Consider the following 19,381-nt stretch of genomic DNA (forward strand, 5'->3'; position numbering starts at 1 on the left):
AACGGGATGAAGGAGATCCGGGAGCGGGGAGGGCGGACCATCGCTCAGGATGAAGGGACGTCCGCGGTATGGGGCATGCCTCGCGAGGCGGTGCTGCTCGGGGCGGCGCAGGAAGTGCTGCCGCTGGAGCGAATTGGCCCCACGTTGGTGCAGTGGGTGGATGCGTGCTGAACGTGAGCAACAAAGTGCTTCAGCAGCTCGCGGCGCTCCTCTTGGAGCGCGCGGGGCTGAAGATTACCCCGGATGGGTTCCACAGCTTGAGGTTGGCGCTGTCCACCCGCATGCCCGCGCTGGGCGTGGAGGAGCCGGAGCGCTACCTCCAGCGACTGACGGGAGCCGGGGGCGAGGAGGAGTTGCGCTCGCTCTTGCCGCTGGTGACGGTGGGGCACACGGAGTTCTTCCGCGACGGCAAGCAGTTCCGCGCGCTGGAGAAGAGCGTGCTGCCGGACCTGCTGGCGCGCGCGCGGCGGGAGATGCGCAAGGTGTCCGTCTGGTCCGCGGGCTGCGCGACGGGCGAGGAGCCCTACAGCGTGGCCATGGTGCTGGCGGAGCTGGGGGCGCTGTCCGCCGAGGTGGACCTGTGGGCCACGGACTTGAACCTGGCCGCGGTGGAGGCCGCGCGGCAGGGGCGCTTCTCCCTGCGACGGAGCATCAGCATCCAGCCGGAGCGCCTGGGCCGGTTCTTCCGTCCCGTCGAGGATGGCCACGAGGCGCTGCCCGCGCTGCGCGAGTACATCCGCTTCGACGGGCAGAACCTGGCCGTGCCCGTCTTCGACAAGGTCGCGCTGAACTCGCTGGACCTCATCCTCTGCCGCAACGTCATCATCTACTTCGACCTGCCCACCGTCCGTGGGTTGATGGACCGGTTCCTCAGCGCGCTGCGGCCCGGTGGGCTGCTCTTCCTCGGGTACTCGGAGAGCCTCTTCAAGGTCTATGACCGCTTCGAGATGATCGAAGTGGACGGCGCCTTCGTGTACCGGCGCCCGCCGAGCGACAAGGGCTACCGCCCGCCGCCCCTGCGCATCCATCCGTATCCCGGCACCGCGGAGCAGTCCCAGCGCGCCCCGGAGCCGGAGCCGTTTTCCCCGGCCGTGTACGCGCGGCCGCCCGTGGAAGGGGCCTTCGGCGCCCGTCCTCGCAACGCGGCGGAGGCCTCTTCGGTCCGAGGGGCCGGCGCACTCTCAGGGTCCTTTCCCGCCGTGGGGCCGCTGCCCGCCGCCTCGCCCGTGCCGGGGATTTCCTCCGCATCGACCCAGTCGTCGTCGACGACGTCGCGGGTCAATGACCTGGGCCGTCCGCGCATCACCGTGGAGCTGCCCGCTGTGGGGACCTCGGACGCCGCTCGCACGCGCCCCACCGTGGAGCTGCCCGCGGTGTCCGCGCCCGCGCGCACCGTCACCGGAGAGCTGCCGGTGCCCTCCGCGTGGCCCAAGCTGCTGCCTCCCGCGGAGCGGCTGGCCATGGCCGTGCGGAAGATGACGCTGGGGGATTTCCCGGCCGCCATCTCCGGCGTTCAGCGGCTGCTGGTGGATGAGCCCAGCGACCTGGACGCGCTGTTGACGCTGGGCAACCTCTTCTCGCTCACCGGGCGCATTCCCGAGGCGCGCGAGGCCTTTGCCCAGGCCATCCTGCGCGAGCCGCTGTGCGTGGAGGCTCGCGTGTTTGGCGGGGTGGCGGCGCTGCAGGCCGGGGAGCTGAAGGAGGCGCGCTCGGAGCTGGCCAAGGCGCTGTTCCTGGAGCCCACGCTGGCCATCGGCCACTACCTGCTGGCCCAGGTGCAGGAGCGCAGCCACGAGTCGGAGGCGGCGCGTCGCAGCTACCGCAACGCGATTGCCCAGCTGCGCTTCCCGCAGCGCACGCTGGCGGGGCACTACCCGGAGATGCCCGACTCGGCGGAGGCCATCTCCCGCGCGGCGCGCTATGCCCTCGCCGCGCTGGAGGAACAGCCTCCGCACTGAAGCCCGGCGCCCTTAGTCCAGGGTGCTCTTCACCTGCTCCAGCGACTTGCTCGGGTCCAGCACGGACCCGAACTTCTTCTGGAGGTAGGACTTGGCCTGACCGCGCAGCAGCATGCCGGGGTCCGTGCCCTCGCCCTCGACGGCCTTGTCGGTGATCTTGAAGGACGCGTCCAACTGGATGCCCATCACCTTGCCGACAATCTTGGCGCCCTCGCCCTGCCAGTCCGCCTTCACCCCGTACTTGCCACCCCAGTACTGAAGGAGCTGCTCCACGCGCTTCTTCACTTCGTCCTTCGGAAGGGAGTGGGGAATATCGAACTTCATCATGCCCATGGCGCGGCTCCTGGCGTCGTTGTCCCACCTTTGCGTTTAGTGGCGGTGAGACGGGAAGGGAACCGCCGTGTCACTTTTGGACGCGCGGATGTCAACAGCCTTGCTCACCGGTCCGCCACGCGCCGGGCGCGCTTGAGCTTCACCGGCGGGTCCCCGGGCCGTCCCCAGCGCGCCATATAGGGCGCCAGGTCATACTTTTCCGCGGTGCGTGGCGAACTCATGGGCCGCACCTTTCCCAGCACCTTGCGCTCCTGGAAGGGCCTGTCATGCAGCCCCAGGACCCACATGAAGTTGGCCACGCTCGCCGGGTCTCTGCCGTCCACCGCGTATTTGTCGTTCAGGTGGGCGATGCGCTGAAGGCCCTCGTCCGGTGTGCGGCTCCACTCCAGGATTTTCTTGCCCCACAACATGCGCAGGTAGTTGTGGATGCGGCCCCGCTCCACCAGCTCGCGCTGCGCCGCGTTCCACAGGCCATCCGCCGTGCTCGCGTGCTCCAACTGCTCCAGCGAGTACAGGTGCTCCCGCGCGTCCTTCTGGTGTGTGGACAGCGTCTCTCGCGCCCAGCCGGGCAAGGACTCCACGGAGAGTTGCTTCGCTTCCGGCGTGTGAAAGCAGAAGTTGAAGCCCAGCTCGCGCCGCACCAGCAGCTCCTCCAGGAAGCCGCGCACGTTCGGGTCGTCGGTGCCGCGCGCGCGGATGGCGGCGCGGGCCGCCTCGCCTGGGAAGAGGTTGCCCCAGTGGAAGAAAGGGGACAGGCCGGACTGGCGCGAGAGGCCCGGGTCATTGCGTCCGGCGTCGTAGCCCTCCAGGTTCTCGTGCAGAAAGGCGTCGAGCGCCTTGAGGCCCGCCTTGCGCCCTCCGCGCTCCGCGAGCGGTGTCACGGCGTGGTCGATGTGGAAGCTCGCCAGGGACTGACGGGCCTCGCGCGCGTCCGCCACGTCGAAGTCCGGTGACAGCTTGCGCCCCGCGGCCGCGGCCTCGAGGTGGCGCGAGCGCAGCGTGCGGCCCAGGTACTCCGGCCACAGCTTCTGCAGCTTCGGCCGCAGGGTGTACGCGCCGGCCTGGAGCGTGGGGATGCGCTGCATGGGCACCACGCAGGAGGCATCCACCGCGAACAGCGGCACGTGGAGCGCCTTGGCCGCGCCGCGCAGGTGCCCGGGGATGATGTACGTGGGGAAGTAGTCCGTCACCACGGCGGCGGCGCGCTTGCCCAATTCCGCCAGGCGCGGGTGGTGCTCGCGTGCATGGCGTGGCAGCTCCACCCAGTACGGCAGCCCGCGCGACGCGAAGGCCGAGGTCAGGTCCGCCATGCCTTCCAGTGCCCAGGCGTGGAGCCGGTCCGAGGCGTGGGGATAGTCCGGGCGCAGCGCGTGATACACGACGACGGGCAGGTGCAGGTGGTTGCCCAGTGCGATGGCCGTGTCGAGCGCGTGGTTCTCCTCGGCGCGATGGTTCACCATGCACCAGTACAAGACGAAGTCTCGACTGGCGTCGGGCAGAGGCACGTCCTTGACGACGAGAATGCGCGCGGAGTCGACGTCGAGCTCGGACCACGAAAACCCGATGGGCATGATGCGCAGGGATGCCCGACCGCCATCCGCGTCGCGAAAGAATTGAAGCACGCGCGGAGGAATGCCGTGCTCATGACGGTTCCACCCACCTGGGGCGCTTCCGTCGTGGCGAGTGGGCCCAGGTGGATGCAAAAAACACCACGGGGGCGTGGGTTGTGGTCTTGTGGCGGACGGACCCAAGGAGTTGCTTGCGTGTCACTTCTGAGAAACTGGATCTGCCTTCCCGCCGTCCTCGCGCTCGTGCTCGCTTCGCCCGAGGCCGCGCGTGCACAGACGGGCTCCTCGTATCCGTACACGGAGCCGTCCCAGGCGCAGCCCTCGTACCCCTCACAGCAAGCCGCGCCCTCGGAGCCGTCTTCCCCGCCGTCCACGGAGCAACAGCCCGGGGACTCCGCGGCCGGCCAGCCCGGGTACGGGCAGCCCATCTCCGCGCAGCAGGAGCAGGCCTCCCCACCGGACGAAGGCAATGTCCCCACGCGGGATGCGCCGCTGGCCCAGGAGCCGGACTCGTCGCGCACCTCGCCCCTGGCGCCGGTGACGCAGGATGGCCTGCGTCCCACCCTGTCCCCGGCGTCGACGCCCGTTCAGGCCGACTACGTGGACAGTGGTGCCGTGCTGGACGGCCGCCAGCGCCTGGGGCCCTTCCTGTCCGGGCCGGGCAGCTTCAAGTTCATCGCCCACCACACCACGCTGGGCGCGCTGGGTGGCTTCTTCACGCAGGCGTTCGCCAATGACTTCAGCTTCGACCAGAGCTCGCGCGAGGCGATGCTGGCCGGCACGCTGATTGGCGCGGGTCTGGGTTTCGGTGCCTCCGCGTGGTGGCAATTCAACAATTGGGTGGACCGGCCGATGTCGACCTTCGGCATGGGCAACTCCGTGGTGGGCGGCATGTTCATGGCCGGCTTCATGGACCTCTTCACCCAGGACCCGGGGGTGCTGACCTGGTCGGCGTTCCTCGGCGCGGAGCTGGGCGCGTGGCTCACCGCGGGGCTCGGGGGCGGACAGCTTCCGCTCAACGACGGCCTGCTGATGGCCTCCGGCGCGGGCTGGGGCGCGGCCTATGCGGCGCTGCTGCTGGCTGTCATCCACTTCTCGGGGACGGACATCTCCTCGAAGACGTGGCGGGACACGCTGCTCTTGGCGCCCGGTATCGGCGCGGGCGCGCTGGCGCTGGCCACCATGCGGTATGACCCGACGCCGTCGCAGATTCTCCGAGCGGACCTCTTCGGCGCGGGCGTGGGCGCGGCGGTGCTGCTCATCTCCGGCCTGGTGCTGGGCGGGTTCGACCAGTCCACGCCGTACGTGCTGTCCTTCCTCGGCTCGGCGGGCGCCATCACCACGGTGAGCCTGCTGTGGGAGGAGAGCGTGGACCGCTCGTCGCTGAAGTCGTCGGCGAAGGACCGGCCGTACCGCAACGTCTGGTGGTAGACGGGCTCCCAGGCGAGCGAGCGGGCGCCGTGGCAACGCGAGGTGGCAGACACCACCTTCCGTCGACATGGCGCGCGTCCATCCCTTCACGGCCCTGCTGACCCCGCTGGCTCGGACCCTCGAGCCCAGCGGCTACGTGCCGCGCAGCAACGCGGTGCCCCAGCCCTCCCACGTCCGGCCCCTCCTGGAGGCCGCCAATCCCTCGGCGGAGCTGCGCCGACAGCGCGAGTCCGGCGTCCTGTTGCGCGACGCCCGGCCCGCCCTTTACCTGGTGGAGGTCCACAGCCAGGCGGGCAAGCTGGGAGGCCCTCTGGTGCGCTACCTCCTGTGCGCGCTGCGCCCGGACGCGGGGACGCCGCTGGAGTTCGACCCGTATCGCCCCCGCTCCTGGGAGGCCGAGCCGGCCGTCACGCTCACCGCGGATGACCATGGCGTGTTCCGAGGACTGCTCGCCGAGGCAAGCGAGCGCTCCGTCCTCGTGTGGGAAGGCGAGTTTGACGGCCGCACCCTCGCGCTGCGCCGAATCGAGCCTTCCCCCGTGTCCAAGCGCATCCAGGCCGTGTTGGACGAGGCGCCCATGCGCCCGCTCACCGCGCTGGCCGAGAACGGGCCGACGCTGGCCGCGGTGGTCCCCCTGTCGGACCCGGGACTGGAGCTGCTGCCCATCCACCGCGCACTCAAGGGCGTGGCGACCTTCAAGGAAGAGACCTTTCTCACGCTGGTGACGGCGTACGCGCGCGTGTACGAACTGGACGAGCCGCTCGACACGCCTCGGGGCCTGGTGGCCGCGCGCGAGCGGCTCGCGACGCTGATCTCCGGCCACCACGCGGTGTTGCTGGTGCTGCCCGGGGGGCGGGGGCGCATCCTCCGCTTCCGACAGGGGCTGGACCTGGCCCATTTGAAGGGCGCGCCTCGCAACCCGACGCTGCGCAGCCTGGACCTGGCGCTGCTCAACGCGCTGGTGCTGCGGACGGTGCTGGGCATCCAGGACCCCGAGGCGGCGGGACATCCCCACGTCTTCCCGGTGCAGGGATTGGAGTCCCTGGTGAAGGGGGTGGAGTCGGGGACGTTCCAGGCGGGCTTCGCGCTCAATCCGCCGCCCATCTGGGAGGTGCGCGCGGTGATGGAGGCGCAGGCCACGCTGCCGTCGCGGACCCTGCGGGTGGACCCGCTCCCACCCGCGGGCCTGCTGTTCCTCGACACCGACGCCTAGCTTCGCGTGAGGGGGCTGACGCCAGGAGGCGCGCACGCCTTCACGTCCGAAGTGCTGTCGATGGTGGTGTGAAGCGCTGACGCGCCGGCGCGCCAGGGAAGGCCGGGTGAGGCATCCCTGGACGCGCGGCTGGGTGCTTGGTGCTTCAGGTCACCTGCCTTACGGCGCGGACTCGCCCGCATGGGGCGGAGTGGGCGGCGCGGGCTCGGTGGGCGTCTGGGGTTCCGGAAGCTGGAAGGCCTCGAGCATGAAGACCGCGGGAGACTGGGAGAGCAGTCGCTCCAGGTCGGCCGCGGCCACCGCCGCCAGGGGGTGCCCGTGGTGCTCGTAGCAGCGGCGCCGATCATCCAGTTGCTTGCTGTCCCAGATGGTCAGCGGTTCGATGGGCGCGAGCACCTCGACGCACAGCCCCATCCAGTCCAGGACCTGCGCCAGCTCCACACGGGTCTCCTCTCGCGCCACCGTCAGGGCCTCCGCAGCGAAGGGCTTGGCGAGGACGTCGAAGAGCCGCTTGCCCAGGGCCTTGTCGGCGCGAGCGATGCCGACGAGCTGGGGGAAGATGGCGGCCACGACTTCCGGCGCCGCCCACGGGTTGTCTCGCATGGCGACGAAGCCGCGCTCGAACAGGATGGTGGCCTCTTCCAACCGTTTCTGGCGCAGGCGCACCATTCCCTCCAGCATGTCTGCCTCCACGGGCAACGTGGCTCGCAGGGGGCCGGTGTACTTCATCGCCTCTTCGTCACCCGCGGTGGCGAGGACCCTGGCGAGGGCCAACTGCTCGCGAGGGCCGATGGGATCCCAGCGCGCCTGCTGCCAACGCGCGCGAGCGATGGGGAGCTGGTTCCGGGTGTACGCGTCGATGAATGGCGCGCGCGCCTTCACGGAGGCACTGCTGGACTCGGCGCGAGAGAGAGGGGTGCTGGTCCAGGCGCGGTGCAGCCCCACGCGCTCCCAGTTCACTTCGCCGACAACCTGTGGGCGGCCGGTCCCCAGGTTGTGCGTCGTCTTCCAGAAGGAGAGCATCGAGAAGCCCGCATCGCGCCCGAGGCTGCGCGCGAAGGCGAACTCCATGAAGGACACGTCATCCGTGTTGATGAGGGCCTGGCTCGCCTCCGCCACGCGCGTGGTGAATGCGGGAGTGGCCACGTAGCGCGCGAGCACGCCTTCGACCTCGTCCGTGCGCCAGGTGGCGCGCAGCGCGGTGCGATAGGGCTCCTCGGCGATGCGGGCGCGCAGCCGCGCGATGTCGTGCACCATCGGCTTGCGGGTCGCCACGAGAAGCAGGTCACCAGAGTGAACCTGCCAGGTCTCCACGGCCTCGAACTCCGAGGCCAGCGTCGCATAGGCGCTCTGCACCGTGAGGGCGTCCACTTCATACGCTTGGAGCCATTGGACGAAGATACCGCCCTCCGCCATGCGCTCCTTCACGGCTTGATAGAAATCACGCGTGAAGAGGCTGGAGATGCCCGCGCGATAGGGATTGGAGGGCTCCGAGAAGATGATGTCGTAGCGCTGCCGGGTGGTCAGCAGCACCTCTCGCGCATCGGCGATGACCGTGTGGACCTTCGGGTTGTCCATTACGTTCGCGTTGACCGAGTGGCATCGCCGGGCGACCTCGAGGATGGCGGGCTCGATTTCCACCACGTCCACCCGCTCCATGTTGGGAATGGCGCCCAGCCAGCCCGCCGTGCTGCCCGTGCCCAGGCCAATGACGAGCGAGTTCTTCGCGTCCACGTGAAGCAGGGCGCCGAGCAACCCGCTCATCACCTGCGTGGGGGCGTCTCCAATGGCGTTGCCGTCCACCTTGCCGTTGACGATGAAGGAGAGGCCATTCGCGGAGCTGAGCGCGACGCTGCTTTCGACCCCGTCCTTCTCCCAGACGATGCCGCGGGCCTTTTCGCGCACCCAGGCATCGATGTGGTTGATGGTCGGGTCCCTGAGCCCGGAGCGACCCGCGCCGACGCTGCCATGCCGCCACGCCGCTGTGGGGCCGTGGGCGGTCAGCAGCACGAGCGCGAGCGCGGCCACGGAGGTGGGTACCCACAGGCCCGCTCGCAGTCGCTCGACGCGCAGCGAGAGCGTGGCCGAGGCGAGCCCGAGCACGGCGAGGATGCCCGCGACGAGCTGCCACGTCACTGGCGCCGTCAGGAGGGGAATCACGCCGAAGCCACCCGCGAGCGAGCCCACGATGGAGCCCACCGTGTTCCACGCGTAGACCTGACCCACCTGCTTGCCCACGTCGTGACTTCCCTTGCCCACGAGTGCGAGGAGCAAAGGGAACTGGATGCCGGAGACGAACGCGGCGGGAAGGATGACCACCGCGCCCACCAGCGCCCAGCCCATCATCATCCCACCGAAGCCGATGCCTCCCAGCGGGCGCAGCAGCGCGGCGACGACGGCCAGGCGATCTCCCATCGCGAAGGGCAGGGCGATGAACAGCGCCTCCGCCGCGCAGGTGAGGGCGAACCCGGACAGCGTGGCGGGGCGGTGACGGAAGACGATGGAGTAGGTCGCGCCACCCAGGCCGATGCCCAGGAGCGCCATCGCGAGGATGAGGCCGAAGGTGAAGGTCGTCCCGCCGAGAATCGGGCCGAGCATCCGGTACCACACCAGCTCCATCAGCAGGAACGCGAAGCCGACCAGCATCGCGGACACGAGCGCGAACTGGGGCGCGTAGCGCGTGGCGGAGAGGGGAACCGTGAGCGGTGCGGCAGGGCTCGCGGCCACGGGGGCGACGACCTCGGTCGACGGGGCCTCCGACTTCGGGGGCGCGGTGCCCTCGGCGGGCTCCATCGACCGGCTCACGCTGCGCGCGGTGATGGCGACGGCGGCGTTGAGGAGGCAGGCGATCCACAGGGTGGTGCGGTTGCCGTAGACCTCCAGCAGGAAGAAGGTGGAGAGCGTCGCGCCGGTGACGGCGCCGAGCGTGTTCACGCCGTAGAGGACGGCGAGGTGGCGACGGGCCGGGTCCTCATCCGACTGGACCGCGCGAGCCGCGGCCGGAAGCGTTCCGCCCATCAGCACCGTGGGCACGGCCAGCACGAGCGCGGACAGCACCAGTCGGACCACCGTGCCCCCCGCGATGCCGAGGATGGTGGTGCCGCCGACGCCGATGTACACCGCGCGCGCCAGCTCGACGAGGAAGGGGCTCAGGGCCGCGGTGCCGGCGATGAGCAGCTCCAGGTTGGCGTAGAAGTTCAGGGGACGCGGCTGCCGGTCCGCGCGAGCGCCGAGGAGGACCCCTCCCAGGCCCAGGCCCGCCATGAAGATGGCCAGGACGGCCGCCGACGCCGCCGTACTGGCGCCGAAGATGAGACGAAACTCCCGCAGCCAGACCGTCTGGTAGACAAGGGCGCACAGGCCCGAGCCAAACAGCAGCGGGGCCACCCTCGACACACGCGAAATCATCAAGCGGTTCTCTCGTCGGACTGGGCTGCCTCGAGAAGTGAGGCAGGCCGGGCGCGGCGAAGTGTCGCAGAGATCACAGCGGCTTGGCCACAATGCCCGACCCCTCGTCCGCTCGGGGAGCATCCGCTCGGTGGCTCCGAGGAGGGGAGGAGGCCCGACGTGAGCGGCCTGACTACCTCGCGGGCGCCGGGGCCTGCTCGACCCCCGCCTGGGTTCCCGTTTCGGGGGCGCGGCCCCCTTCGGCGGCCCGACGCTCCTCGCGACAGAAGGCCAGGCGCTCCTGGATGACGGCCAGGGGGACGGCCATCTCCAGCGTGAAGGAGTCTCCGTCGGGCTTCACCTTGGCGAAGTCGAGCAGTTGGGCCAGGTCCTTGTCCTCACCCGCCTGGGCCTTGATGCGCGCGAGCGAGAGCGCGGCGCCCAGGGACTTGCCCAGGTCCGTCACGTCGTCGGCGCTCGGGCCCTTCACCTCCGCCACCAGCGCCACGTCCGAGCTGGCGTCCAGGTGCAACTCCACGTTCTGCGCCACGTCGCGCAGCCGCTGGGCCAGCGCGGCCTGCTCCGGAGGAAACAGCCGGGCGATCATCTCCACGGAGAGCACGCCGTACATCTCGCCATACGTGCTGCTCTCGGAGATGGCGGGGGGCTCGTCCGGCCCGCGCCCCTCCACGCGGTCGATGGCCGCCTTCACCTCGTCCGGCGACTTGCCCACCACGAGCAGTTGGTTGTTCCACGTCGCGATGGCGGACGTGTCCCGCCGCTTCACGGTGGTGCCGTCCGGGTTCGTGACGCTGGACTCGCCCGCCTCGTACACCCTCGCGCCCTCGCCGTAGTTGGCGGACACGCGCTCGCCCAGCAAGTCCTTGAACCGCGCGTTCTCGAAGTTGCCCGACAGCATCATCCCCTCATCCGTGACGACCAGCCGGTCCAGGTCCTGGAGCGGGTCCACGCCGCTCTTCTGCCGGAACTCCTCCAACTGCTTGCCGCCGTCCCGCATCAGGCAGTCCAGCAGCAGCCCGCCGATGGGCGAGTGCCTCAGCGCGTTCGCCTCGATGATGACCGCCGTCTTGCCCGGTCCACGAGGCAGCGCCGCGAGGAGCGGGTCCCTGGGACGCGAGGGCTCGGCCGCCGTCCCCGAGTCCGTCGGTGCCACCGTCGGAAGCACCTGGGTCCTCCGGCGCTCCGCGCGCTCGCGGTCCGGCGCGCGCATCCGTCGGGGAAAGTCCACCTCGAGGGCCGCGGGCCCTTTCTCCTCGCCCTGACCCAGGAACATCAGCAGCGCGGCCACGACGAACAGCAGCGCCGCCATCACCAACCACACCCGCCGCTTCTGGCGCTTCTCCATGTCAGTAATCCTTTCCTTCGAACCGCCAGAAGCCCACCGCGAGCGCCCCCAGCCCGAACACGAACACGCCCAGGAGCAGCGTCCCCAGCGAGCGCACTTCCAGGGGCGTGGACGACGCGATGTCTCCCGCCGCCTCCGCCAGCGCGGACAGTCGGGGCAGCACCAGCGTCACCGCCAGGAAGGCGCTCCGGCTCAAGCCCTCCTCGAAGAAGGTCGAGATGTCCTGCCGGTGTCCGGCGATGATGCCTCCCACCATGAAGGCGAAGCCCGAGGCCGCGCACAGCGCCGCGCTGCGCACCAGCGTCGCGGTGGTCAACATCACCGCGTAGACCGCCGCGAAGCCCACGCACGCCATCAGCCCCGCCACCAGCGGCCCCACCGTCCAGTACCCCGCCTTCACACCGAAGATGAGCACCAGCCCCGTGGTGCCATACAGCGTTCCGCCCAGCGCGAGCGTCATCACCCCGAGGAAGGTCCCCGCCAGCAGGTGCCAGCGCTGGATGGGCAGCGCGAGCAGGTGCTCGATGCGCCCCGGCGACATCAACCCCGGCGCGAAGTCCGAGCACGCGACGATGCCGAACAGGATGCCGCCATAGAACACGATGAACGCCGCCGCCTGGTACACCGGGCGCAGCGCCACGTCGATGGACTGGATGTTCCCGCGAAGCTCCTTGCCGAACAGGCGCGAGGCCGCCAGGGCCCCGTCGATGACCTCCAGGCGCAGGCTCACGGCCACCACCGCCAGCACCAGGGTGATTCCCACCATGAACGCGAGGATGAACTTGCGCGACGCCGCCTCGCGCAACACGTACCCGGCGATTCCCAGCACCGGCCTCATGCCGCCACCTCCACCCGCGACGCCCCGGCGCCCACGGTGCCCAGCAACACAGACTCCAAATCCATGCCGTCTCGCCGCAGCTCCACCAGCAGTGCCCCCGCCGCGCGCGCCCGGTCCAGCGCGACATTGAGCACCGCGGGGTCCCCCGCGTCCACGTGGTACACGCCGTCGGCCCGGCCCTGCACGAAGCCCGCCTGAGTCAGCGCCTCCACGCTCACCCCGGGCGCGAAGCGCGCCAACCACCGCGACGCGCCCCTCACCAGCTCGTCCAGCCGCCCCTCACGCAGCACGCGCCCGTCCGCGAGGATGGCCACCCGATCACAGACGCGCTCCGTCTCCGCCAGCAGGTGCGAGTTCAGGAAGAGCGTCGTGCCCCGCTGGACCTCCTCCTGGAGGATGCGCCGCACCTCCATGCGCCCCATGGGGTCGATGCCGTCCGTGGGCTCGTCCAGCACCAGCAAGTCAGGCTTCCCGATGAGCGCCGCCGCCAGACCCAGCCGCTGACGCATGCCCTTGGAGTACCCCCCAATCTTCCGGCCCACGGCGTCCGACAGGCCCACCCGCTCCAGCAGGCGCAGGTTCCCCGCCGGATCCGGTGCCAGCCCCTTGAGCCGGCCCACCGTGGCGAGGAACGCCGTGGGCGTCCATGCGTGGGGCAGGTGCAGGCGCTCGGGCAGGTAGCCGATGCGCGCTCGGATGCGGGCGTCCTCGGGGGAGCCCCCCAGCACGCGCACGGCGCCCTCTGTCGGCTGGACGATGCCGAGGATGCTCTTGATGAAGGTCGTCTTGCCGGCGCCGTTGGGGCCAATCAACCCGAAGGCACTTCCTTGGGGAACCGACAAGTCCATGCCCCTGAGGGCGACGGTCCCTGTCTTCCGGAACGCGCGGCGATACGTCTTGCTCAGGTTCGTCACTTCGATGGCGGGTGTGCTGTCTGTCACGGTCACGAATGTAGACGAGCGGGGCGGGCGGCGATTGCTTCCGAGCGGACGGTCGGAAAGGGCGGCCGGGCGGGCGCACGCCGCTGTCTTCCGCGACGGCGTTTTCGCGGCCCTGGGAAATGGGTTTCGCACGCCTGCCGTCCCTGCCGCGCCGCGACACCTCGTCGTTTCGCCAGCTTGCGGTGGGGTTGCGGGTGGTCCGTCCCGTGCAATCCCCCACGGCACACCCCAGGCAGGAGGAATGATGACGTACGAAGAACGCGTGGAGCAGCAACGGGACGAAGCCCGTCGGGAGCTGGTGGCCGCCGAGCGCGGCCTGTCGGCGGGCACCGAGGCGGCGCGGGTGCGCTACGCGAGGGCGCTGCACGAGGCGGACATCGCGGAGGTGCGGGCCCAGCGCCACGCCCGGGAGCGGCTGCGCCATCAGTACAGCTGGCGGCCCGCCGCAGGGTGAGCGGCCGGGCGGCCCCACGGAAACGATGAAGGTCGGGCGTCGTCGGTTTATATCGGCGTCCACCATGGCCCATCCCGTCCATCGCCCCCGCCGCCTGCGCCGTTCGCCCGTCCTGCGTGAGATGGTCCGCGAGACGCGCCTGGACCCGGGGGACTTCATCTACCCCCTCTTCGTCGTGGAAGGCCGGGACGTGCGCCGTCCCATCACCTCCATGCCGGGCATCTTCAACCTGTCCGTGGAGCACGCCGTCGCCGAGGCCCGCCAGGCGAAGTCGCTGGGCGTGCCCTCCGTCATCCTCTTCGGCATCCCCGACCACAAGGATGCCCTCGGCTCCCAGGCGTACGCGCGCGACGGAATCGTCCAGCGCGCCATCCGCGAAATCAAAGCCGCCGAGCCCGACCTCCAGGTCATCGCCGATGTGTGCCTGTGCGAGTTCACCGACCACGGCCACTGCGGCGTGCTGGAGGGGGGCCACGTCGTCAACGACGCCACGCTGCCCCTGCTCGCGCAGATGGCCGTCACCTGCGCCCAGGCGGGCGCGGACATCATCGCGCCCTCGGACATGATGGACGGCCGGGTGGGCGTCATCCGCCGCGCGCTGGACGAGGTGCGCCTGACCGACATCCCCATCCTCTCCTACGCGGCCAAGTACGCCTCCGGCTACTACGGCCCCTTCCGTGAGGCCGCCCAGAGCGCTCCCAAGTCCGGCGACCGCCGGGGCTACCAGATGGACCCGGGCAACGTGCGCGAGGCCCTGCGCGAAGTGGCGCTGGACGTGGAGGAGGGCGCCGACATGCTGATGGTGAAGCCCGCGCTGGCCTACCTGGACGTCATCCGCGCCGTGCGCGAGCGCTTCGACTTGCCGCTGGCCGCCTACAACGTCTCCGGCGAGTACGCCATGCTCAAGGCCGCCGGGCAGAACGGTTGGATCGACTACGAGCGTGTCATGCTGGAGACGCTCACCGGCATCAAGCGTGCCGGCGCGGACCTCATCATCACCTACCACGCGCTGGAAGCCGCGAAGCTCCTGTAGGCAACAGCCGCCGCCCCCGCGCGCGGGTTGCCGCTTGATCCGCCGCGGGTGTTGCGTCCAAATAGCTCGCGCACGATGCCCACCAAGAAGAAGCGTCCCAGACGCAAGTCGGAGAAGCCCCCGCCCCAACGCAGGCGCGGCTCGGCTCGGCGCCCCGGTACCGGGCGTTCCCCCGTGGTTCGTACTTCTGTTTCGTTGCAGTACAAAGTGGTGGAGCTGTCCACGGTGGACGAGGGAGCGCTGGAGCGCACCCTGAATGAGTGGACGGCGAAGGGCTGGAACCTGGACGGCGTGCAGTTCGCGATGCGCGAGTCCTCCAAGCGGCCAGCCATGGCGTTCCTCTTCTTCACGCGTGAGGGTGTGGCGGCGGAGCCGGACGTGGACGCCGCGCGCTCGAAGCTCTTGCGGCTATCCGAGTCGGGACCGACGGCGGCGGGAAATGCCTGGGCGCCCGCCTCGGGTTCCCATGCTCCCTTCCATCCGTTGAGCGCGCATGAGCGGCTCGCGCGGCTGGCGGGGTTGGACGAGCCGGAGCCTCACGAGGAGGGTCTCACCTTGGAGCCCGAGGAGTGAGCGCGCAACGCGAGCGGATCTTCATGGCCTCCAGCCGGGGAGGAGGGCGTGCGCTGCGGTTGGTGGTGGAGGACGCCGCGCCGGGCTCGCCGTATCCCAAGGCGTCGCTGTGGCTGCGGCTGGGCGCGCGCGTGGTGGACGTGGGCGTGGCCTGGGGCCTGTACGTGGTGTGTGGCGCGGCGGGTGCCGTGGTGGCGCTGCTGTTCCTCCTGCTCGCGGACGGGATGATTCAGGGCCAGAGCGTGGGCAAGCGCATCTTCGGCGTGAAGGTGATGCACCTGCCCACGCGCTCGGCGGCGCGCCACCGGGACAGCACGCTTCGCAACGCACCGCTGTCGCTCATCGTCCTCCTGGGGATGATGCCGGCGCCGCTGGGCGCGGTGGCGGCGGTGGCGGGGCTCGTCGTCATTGGCGGCATCGAGGCGTGGCGCGTGGTGAGAGATCCGCTCGGCTGGCGGCTCGGTGACACCTGGGCGCAGACGCAGGTGGTGGATGGGAAGGTTGTGGCGGGCGCAACCGTTGCAGCCCGCGACCCCGTGGCGCACCAGCGTGCACCGGGCAGACTCATGTCCGCGGCGAAGATGCGCCGCGGTCGCTCGCTCAAGAAGAGAAGGGGGCTCCCGTGCGCATCGCGCTGACCCACAACCTGCGGCTGTCTGATTCGGAAGAGGAAGCGGAGTTCGATACCCAGGAAACGGTCAACGCGTTGGCGGCGGCCATCGAGCGGCTGGGGCATCGGCTGGAGCGCTTCGAGGTGAGTGGTCCCGCCTCGCGCACCGTGGCGCGGCTGGAGGCCTACAGCCCCGACCTCATCTTCAACACCGCCGAGGGACGCCGGGGGCGCTTCCGTGAGGCATTCTATCCCGCGCTCTTCGATGAGCTGGGCTTCCCGTACACGGGCTCGGACGCGTACGCGCTGGCGGTGACGCTGGACAAGCAGCTCACCAAGCTCGTCCTGGCCAAGCAGGGCATCCGCACTCCGGGCTGGCAGTACGTGGAGAAGCTCAGCGAGCTGACCGCGGAGAACCTGCGCTTCCCCGTCATCGTGAAGCCCAACTTCGAGGGCTCCTCCAAGGGCATCACCCAGGACTCCATCGCGGAGACGCTGGACGAGGTGCGCGCCAAGGTGGCCAACGCGCTGGAGAAGTACCCGGCGGGCGTGCTGGTGGAGGAGTACATCCCCGGCCGCGACCTGGCGGTGCCCTTCCTGGCGGCGGTGGACAACGACTACGACGGCGTCCTCACGCCCGTGGAGTACGTGGTGGACCCGGCCGTCACCGCGGGCCGCCGGTACGCCATCTACGACTATGAGCTGAAGACGAAGAAGGACAACGCCGTCACCGTGCGCGCTCCGGCGCAGATTCCGCTCCGCACGGCGGAAGACATCCGGAAGATGGCGCAGAAGATCTACCAGGCGCTCGACTGCCGCGATCTGGGCCGCATCGACTTCCGGCTCAGCGACGCGGGCGTGCCGTACTTCCTGGAGATCAACGCGCTGCCCAGCCTGGAGCCGGGCGCGGGCATCTACGCGTCGGCGGAGCTGGACGGTCTGCACCTGGATGGCGTCATCAACTCCATCATCCAGAGCGCGGCGAAGCGGTACAAAATCAAGGACTCCGCGCGGCGGCAGGGCAAGCCCGCTCGCAAGACAGGGCCCTTGCGCGTGGGCTTCACCTACAACGTCAAGCGCGTGAAGCCCATGGCCAACGCGGAGGCGGTGGAGGACAGCGAGGCGGAGTACGACTCGCCCAACACGCTGCAGGCCATCCGCGAGGCGATTGCGTCCTGGGGCCACGAGGTCATCGACCTGGAGGCCACCGCGGAGCTGCCCACGGTACTCTCCAGCACGCCGTTGGACATCGTCTTCAACATCGCCGAGGGCTTCAAGGGCCGCAACCGCGAGAGCCAGGTGCCCGCGATGCTGGAGCTGCTGGACATCCCGTACACGGGAAGCGATCCGGCCACGCTCTCGATTGCCTTGGACAAGGCGCTCGCGAAGAAGATCGTCCGTCAGGCGGGCATCCTCACGCCCAACTTCCAGCTGATGGCCACGGGCAAGGAGCGGCTCAACAAGGAGTTCACCTCCTTCCCGCTCATCGTGAAGCCGGTGGCGGAGGGCAGCTCCAAGGGCGTCGTCACCAAGAGCGTCTGCCACAGCGAGGCGGAGCTGCGCGAAGTCGTGCGCGAAATCGCCGGCAAGTACCAGCAGCCCGCGCTCATCGAGGAGTACATCGGCGGGCGCGAGTTCACCGTGGGCCTGCTCGGCGAGCGCCGTCCGCGCGTGCTGCCTCCCATGGAGATCGTCTTCCTGGACAAGGGCGAGAAGAACCCCGTCTACAGCTTCCAGCACAAGCTGGATTGGACGGACCGCATCCGCTACGACGCGCCCGCCAAGCTGGAGCCCTCGCTGCTGGAGAAGCTGCGCACGGCGGCGCGAAGCTCGTTCATGGCGCTGGGGTGCCGCGACGTCGCGCGCATCGACTTCCGCATGGACGACAAGGGCCGCATCTACTTCATCGAGTGCAACCCGCTGCCGGGCCTCACGCCGGGCTGGAGCGACCTGGTGCTCATCGCGCAGGGCGCGGGCATGGACTACCGCGCGCTCATCGGCGAAATCATGGCCCCCGCCATCCGCCGCTACAAGGAGCGCGAGGCCCGCCGCGCCGCGACCGAGCACGCCTCCACCGTGCCGCACCACCACCACAAGGCCCACCCGCTGGACGAGCCCGGCGCGCTCGTCCCGGCGCCTGTCGCGGCTCCTGTCGTCACCACGCCGAACGGCAACGGTGGCAACGGCAACGGGGGGAACGGCAACGGTACGACTTCGCAGCACGGTGACGCGCCCCCGCGCATCGAAGCCAAGGCCTGACGACAGCGCGTGAAGCCCCGGATGTTCGGGGCCGCGCGGACCTGCACGCGGCCCGCTCCCGTTTTCACGCGGAGCGAGGCCGCGTTTTCATTCGTGCGCCTGAAGTTATTACGCGTTCGGAGTGGTTGACGGTGGGTGATGGTCCGCTAGTGTGCCCGGCATGGTGCACATCCCCGAGTACAAGGGACCGCGGGTTCGCGCTCGCGAGCTGGGTCTTCCGCTGGGCCGCTTCAAGCCCGGGAAATACAACGCCATCACCGACGTGGAGGGCGTGCTCGTAGGCCATTGCACGCTCATCAAGGGCGAGGGCCCGCTGAGACCGGGCCACGGTCCGGTGCGCACGGGCGTGACGGCCATCATGCCCAACATGGGCAACATCTTCATGGAGCGGATGACGGGCGGAGGCTTCGTGCTCAATGGCGCGGGCGAGGTCTCCGGCATGACGCAGCTCATGGAGTGGGGCCTCATCGAGACGCCGATTCTTCTCACCAACACCATGGCGGTGGGCGCGGTGTCGGACGGCGTGGCGCGCCACCTGGTGGAGCGCTATCCCGGCATCGGTGACGAGCACGACGTCATCATCCCCGTCGTCGGTGAGTGCGACGACTCCTGGCTCAACGACATCTCCGGCCGGCACGTGCGCGAGGAGCACGTCTTCGAGGCCATCCGCAACGCCGCCTCCGGCCCGGTGGCCGAGGGCAACGTGGGCGGCGGCACCGGCATGGTGACGTGCGACTTCAAGGGCGGCATCGGCACGTCCTCCCGCAAGCTTCCGGAGGTGCTCGGCGGCTACACGCTGGGCGTGCTGGTGATGTCCAACTTCGGGAAGATGCACAACCTGCGCGTGGGCGGCCTGCCCGTGGGGGAGGTGCTGGCGGAGAAGTTCAAGGGCGCCCCCACCCGGGGCAAGACCTACGGCTCCATCATCGCGGTGGTGGCCACGGACGCGCCGCTCTTGAGCCATCAGATCAACCGCCTGTGCAAGCGGGTGGGCCTGGGCATCGGCCGGGTGGGCAGCTACGCGGCGCACGGCTCGGGGGAGATCGTCGTCGGCTTCTCCACCGCGAACATCATCCCGCGGCGCACGCAGAAGATGGTCTACAAGCTCAAGCTCCTGTTGGATCAGCGGCTGGATCCGCTCTACGAGGCGGTGATGGAGGCCACCGAGGAGGCCATCCTCAACGCCATCTGCATGGCCACCTCCATGACGGGGGCCAACGGGAACCACTGCCCGGCGCTCCCCCTGGACGAGGTCCGCCGCTTCGTGGACGCCTGCAAGCCCATCTTCGCCTCGGTGAAGAAGCGGCCCCAGCAGAGCAGCGCCCCCGCCTCACGGGAGAAGCCCACCGACGAGGACCGGGAGGGGGAGGTGACGGTGTCCACCGCCCGACCCACCCAGGTCCGGGGGGCGGAGGGG

Annotated in this window: 16 protein-coding genes; 10 read left to right on the top strand and 6 right to left on the bottom strand. The window is 69.9% G+C overall.

The genetic code is table 11. The features are described from left to right. On the top strand, window positions 1-171 hold a 171-nt coding region (locus tag FJV41_RS36700), incomplete at its 5' end, for a chemotaxis protein CheB (protein WP_281291556.1). Continuing rightward, window positions 165-1,958, top strand: a complete 1,794-nt coding sequence (locus tag FJV41_RS36705; RefSeq protein WP_141647257.1) for a CheR family methyltransferase — start codon at window positions 165-167, stop codon at window positions 1,956-1,958. The genes FJV41_RS36700 and FJV41_RS36705, both read left to right, overlap by 7 nt. A gap of 12 nt (window positions 1,959-1,970) precedes the next feature. Here the strand turns inward: FJV41_RS36705 and FJV41_RS36710 are convergent, their stop codons facing one another. Further along, window positions 1,971-2,291 (bottom strand): polyhydroxyalkanoic acid system family protein, encoded by a 321-nt coding sequence (locus FJV41_RS36710; protein WP_141647258.1) that lies wholly within the window; start codon window positions 2,289-2,291, stop codon window positions 1,971-1,973. Window positions 2,292-2,395: 104 nt separating this feature from the next. Next, window positions 2,396-3,862: a deoxyribodipyrimidine photo-lyase gene (locus FJV41_RS36715; RefSeq protein WP_141647266.1), complete on the bottom strand. Its 1,467-nt coding sequence runs from the start codon at window positions 3,860-3,862 to the stop codon at window positions 2,396-2,398. Between the two features lie 192 nt (window positions 3,863-4,054). On the opposite strand from FJV41_RS36715, the gene FJV41_RS36720 reads away from it, so the two are divergent. Together FJV41_RS36720 and FJV41_RS36725 are read left to right on the top strand one after the other, a co-directional pair. Then, window positions 4,055-5,290: a hypothetical protein gene (locus tag FJV41_RS36720; RefSeq protein ID WP_246137641.1), complete on the top strand. Its 1,236-nt coding sequence runs from the start codon at window positions 4,055-4,057 to the stop codon at window positions 5,288-5,290. Window positions 5,291-5,357: 67 nt separating this feature from the next. After that, a complete protein-coding gene (locus tag FJV41_RS36725; RefSeq protein ID WP_141647259.1) occupies window positions 5,358-6,503 on the top strand; it encodes a DUF1015 family protein in 1,146 nt (381 codons plus the stop codon). A gap of 159 nt (window positions 6,504-6,662) precedes the next feature. Here the strand turns inward: FJV41_RS36725 and FJV41_RS36730 are convergent, their stop codons facing one another. From FJV41_RS36730 to FJV41_RS36745, 4 genes are all read right to left on the bottom strand, one after another. Next, window positions 6,663-9,911 carry a fused MFS/spermidine synthase gene (locus FJV41_RS36730; RefSeq protein ID WP_141647268.1) on the bottom strand — a complete coding sequence of 1,083 codons (3,249 nt, stop codon included), beginning with the start codon at window positions 9,909-9,911 and terminating at the stop codon, window positions 6,663-6,665. A 172-nt stretch (window positions 9,912-10,083) separates the two neighbouring features. Then, the gene (locus FJV41_RS36735) at window positions 10,084-11,256 is read right to left on the bottom strand and encodes a hypothetical protein (protein ID WP_246137642.1); all 1,173 of its coding nucleotides are present in this window, start codon (window positions 11,254-11,256) and stop codon (window positions 10,084-10,086) included. Window position 11,257: 1 nt separating this feature from the next. Beyond that, window positions 11,258-12,094 carry an ABC-2 transporter permease gene (locus tag FJV41_RS36740; protein WP_141647260.1) on the bottom strand — a complete coding sequence of 279 codons (837 nt, stop codon included), beginning with the start codon at window positions 12,092-12,094 and terminating at the stop codon, window positions 11,258-11,260. Beyond that, complete coding sequence (locus FJV41_RS36745; RefSeq protein WP_246137643.1) at window positions 12,091-13,035, bottom strand: ABC transporter ATP-binding protein; 945 nt, start codon at window positions 13,033-13,035, stop codon at window positions 12,091-12,093. The genes FJV41_RS36740 and FJV41_RS36745 overlap by 4 nt, the downstream gene beginning before the upstream one ends. Window positions 13,036-13,276: 241 nt before the next feature. Between FJV41_RS36745 and FJV41_RS36750 the strand changes: the two genes are divergently transcribed. From FJV41_RS36750 to FJV41_RS36775, 6 genes are all read left to right on the top strand, one after another. Continuing rightward, window positions 13,277-13,489 (top strand): hypothetical protein, encoded by a 213-nt coding sequence (locus FJV41_RS36750; protein WP_246137644.1) that lies wholly within the window; start codon window positions 13,277-13,279, stop codon window positions 13,487-13,489. 64 nt (window positions 13,490-13,553) lie between these two features. Continuing rightward, window positions 13,554-14,522 carry a porphobilinogen synthase gene (hemB, locus tag FJV41_RS36755; RefSeq protein ID WP_246137645.1) on the top strand — a complete coding sequence of 323 codons (969 nt, stop codon included), beginning with the start codon at window positions 13,554-13,556 and terminating at the stop codon, window positions 14,520-14,522. 174 nt (window positions 14,523-14,696) lie between these two features. Further along, complete coding sequence (sglS, locus tag FJV41_RS36760; protein ID WP_246137646.1) at window positions 14,697-15,095, top strand: type IV pili motility protein SglS; 399 nt, start codon at window positions 14,697-14,699, stop codon at window positions 15,093-15,095. A 23-nt stretch (window positions 15,096-15,118) separates the two neighbouring features. Then, a complete protein-coding gene (locus FJV41_RS36765) occupies window positions 15,119-15,733 on the top strand; it encodes an RDD family protein (protein ID WP_141647270.1) in 615 nt (204 codons plus the stop codon). After that, window positions 15,718-17,964 carry a D-alanine--D-alanine ligase family protein gene (locus tag FJV41_RS36770; RefSeq protein ID WP_141647264.1) on the top strand — a complete coding sequence of 749 codons (2,247 nt, stop codon included), beginning with the start codon at window positions 15,718-15,720 and terminating at the stop codon, window positions 17,962-17,964. The genes FJV41_RS36765 and FJV41_RS36770 overlap by 16 nt, the downstream gene beginning before the upstream one ends. A gap of 160 nt (window positions 17,965-18,124) precedes the next feature. After that, on the top strand, window positions 18,125-19,381 hold a 1,257-nt coding region (locus tag FJV41_RS36775), incomplete at its 3' end, for a DmpA family aminopeptidase (protein ID WP_141647265.1).

The organism is Myxococcus llanfairpwllgwyngyllgogerychwyrndrobwllllantysiliogogogochensis, from assembly GCF_006636215.1.
GTDB classification, from domain to species: domain Bacteria; phylum Myxococcota; class Myxococcia; order Myxococcales; family Myxococcaceae; genus Myxococcus; species Myxococcus llanfairpwllgwyngyllgogerychwyrndrobwllllantysiliogogogochensis.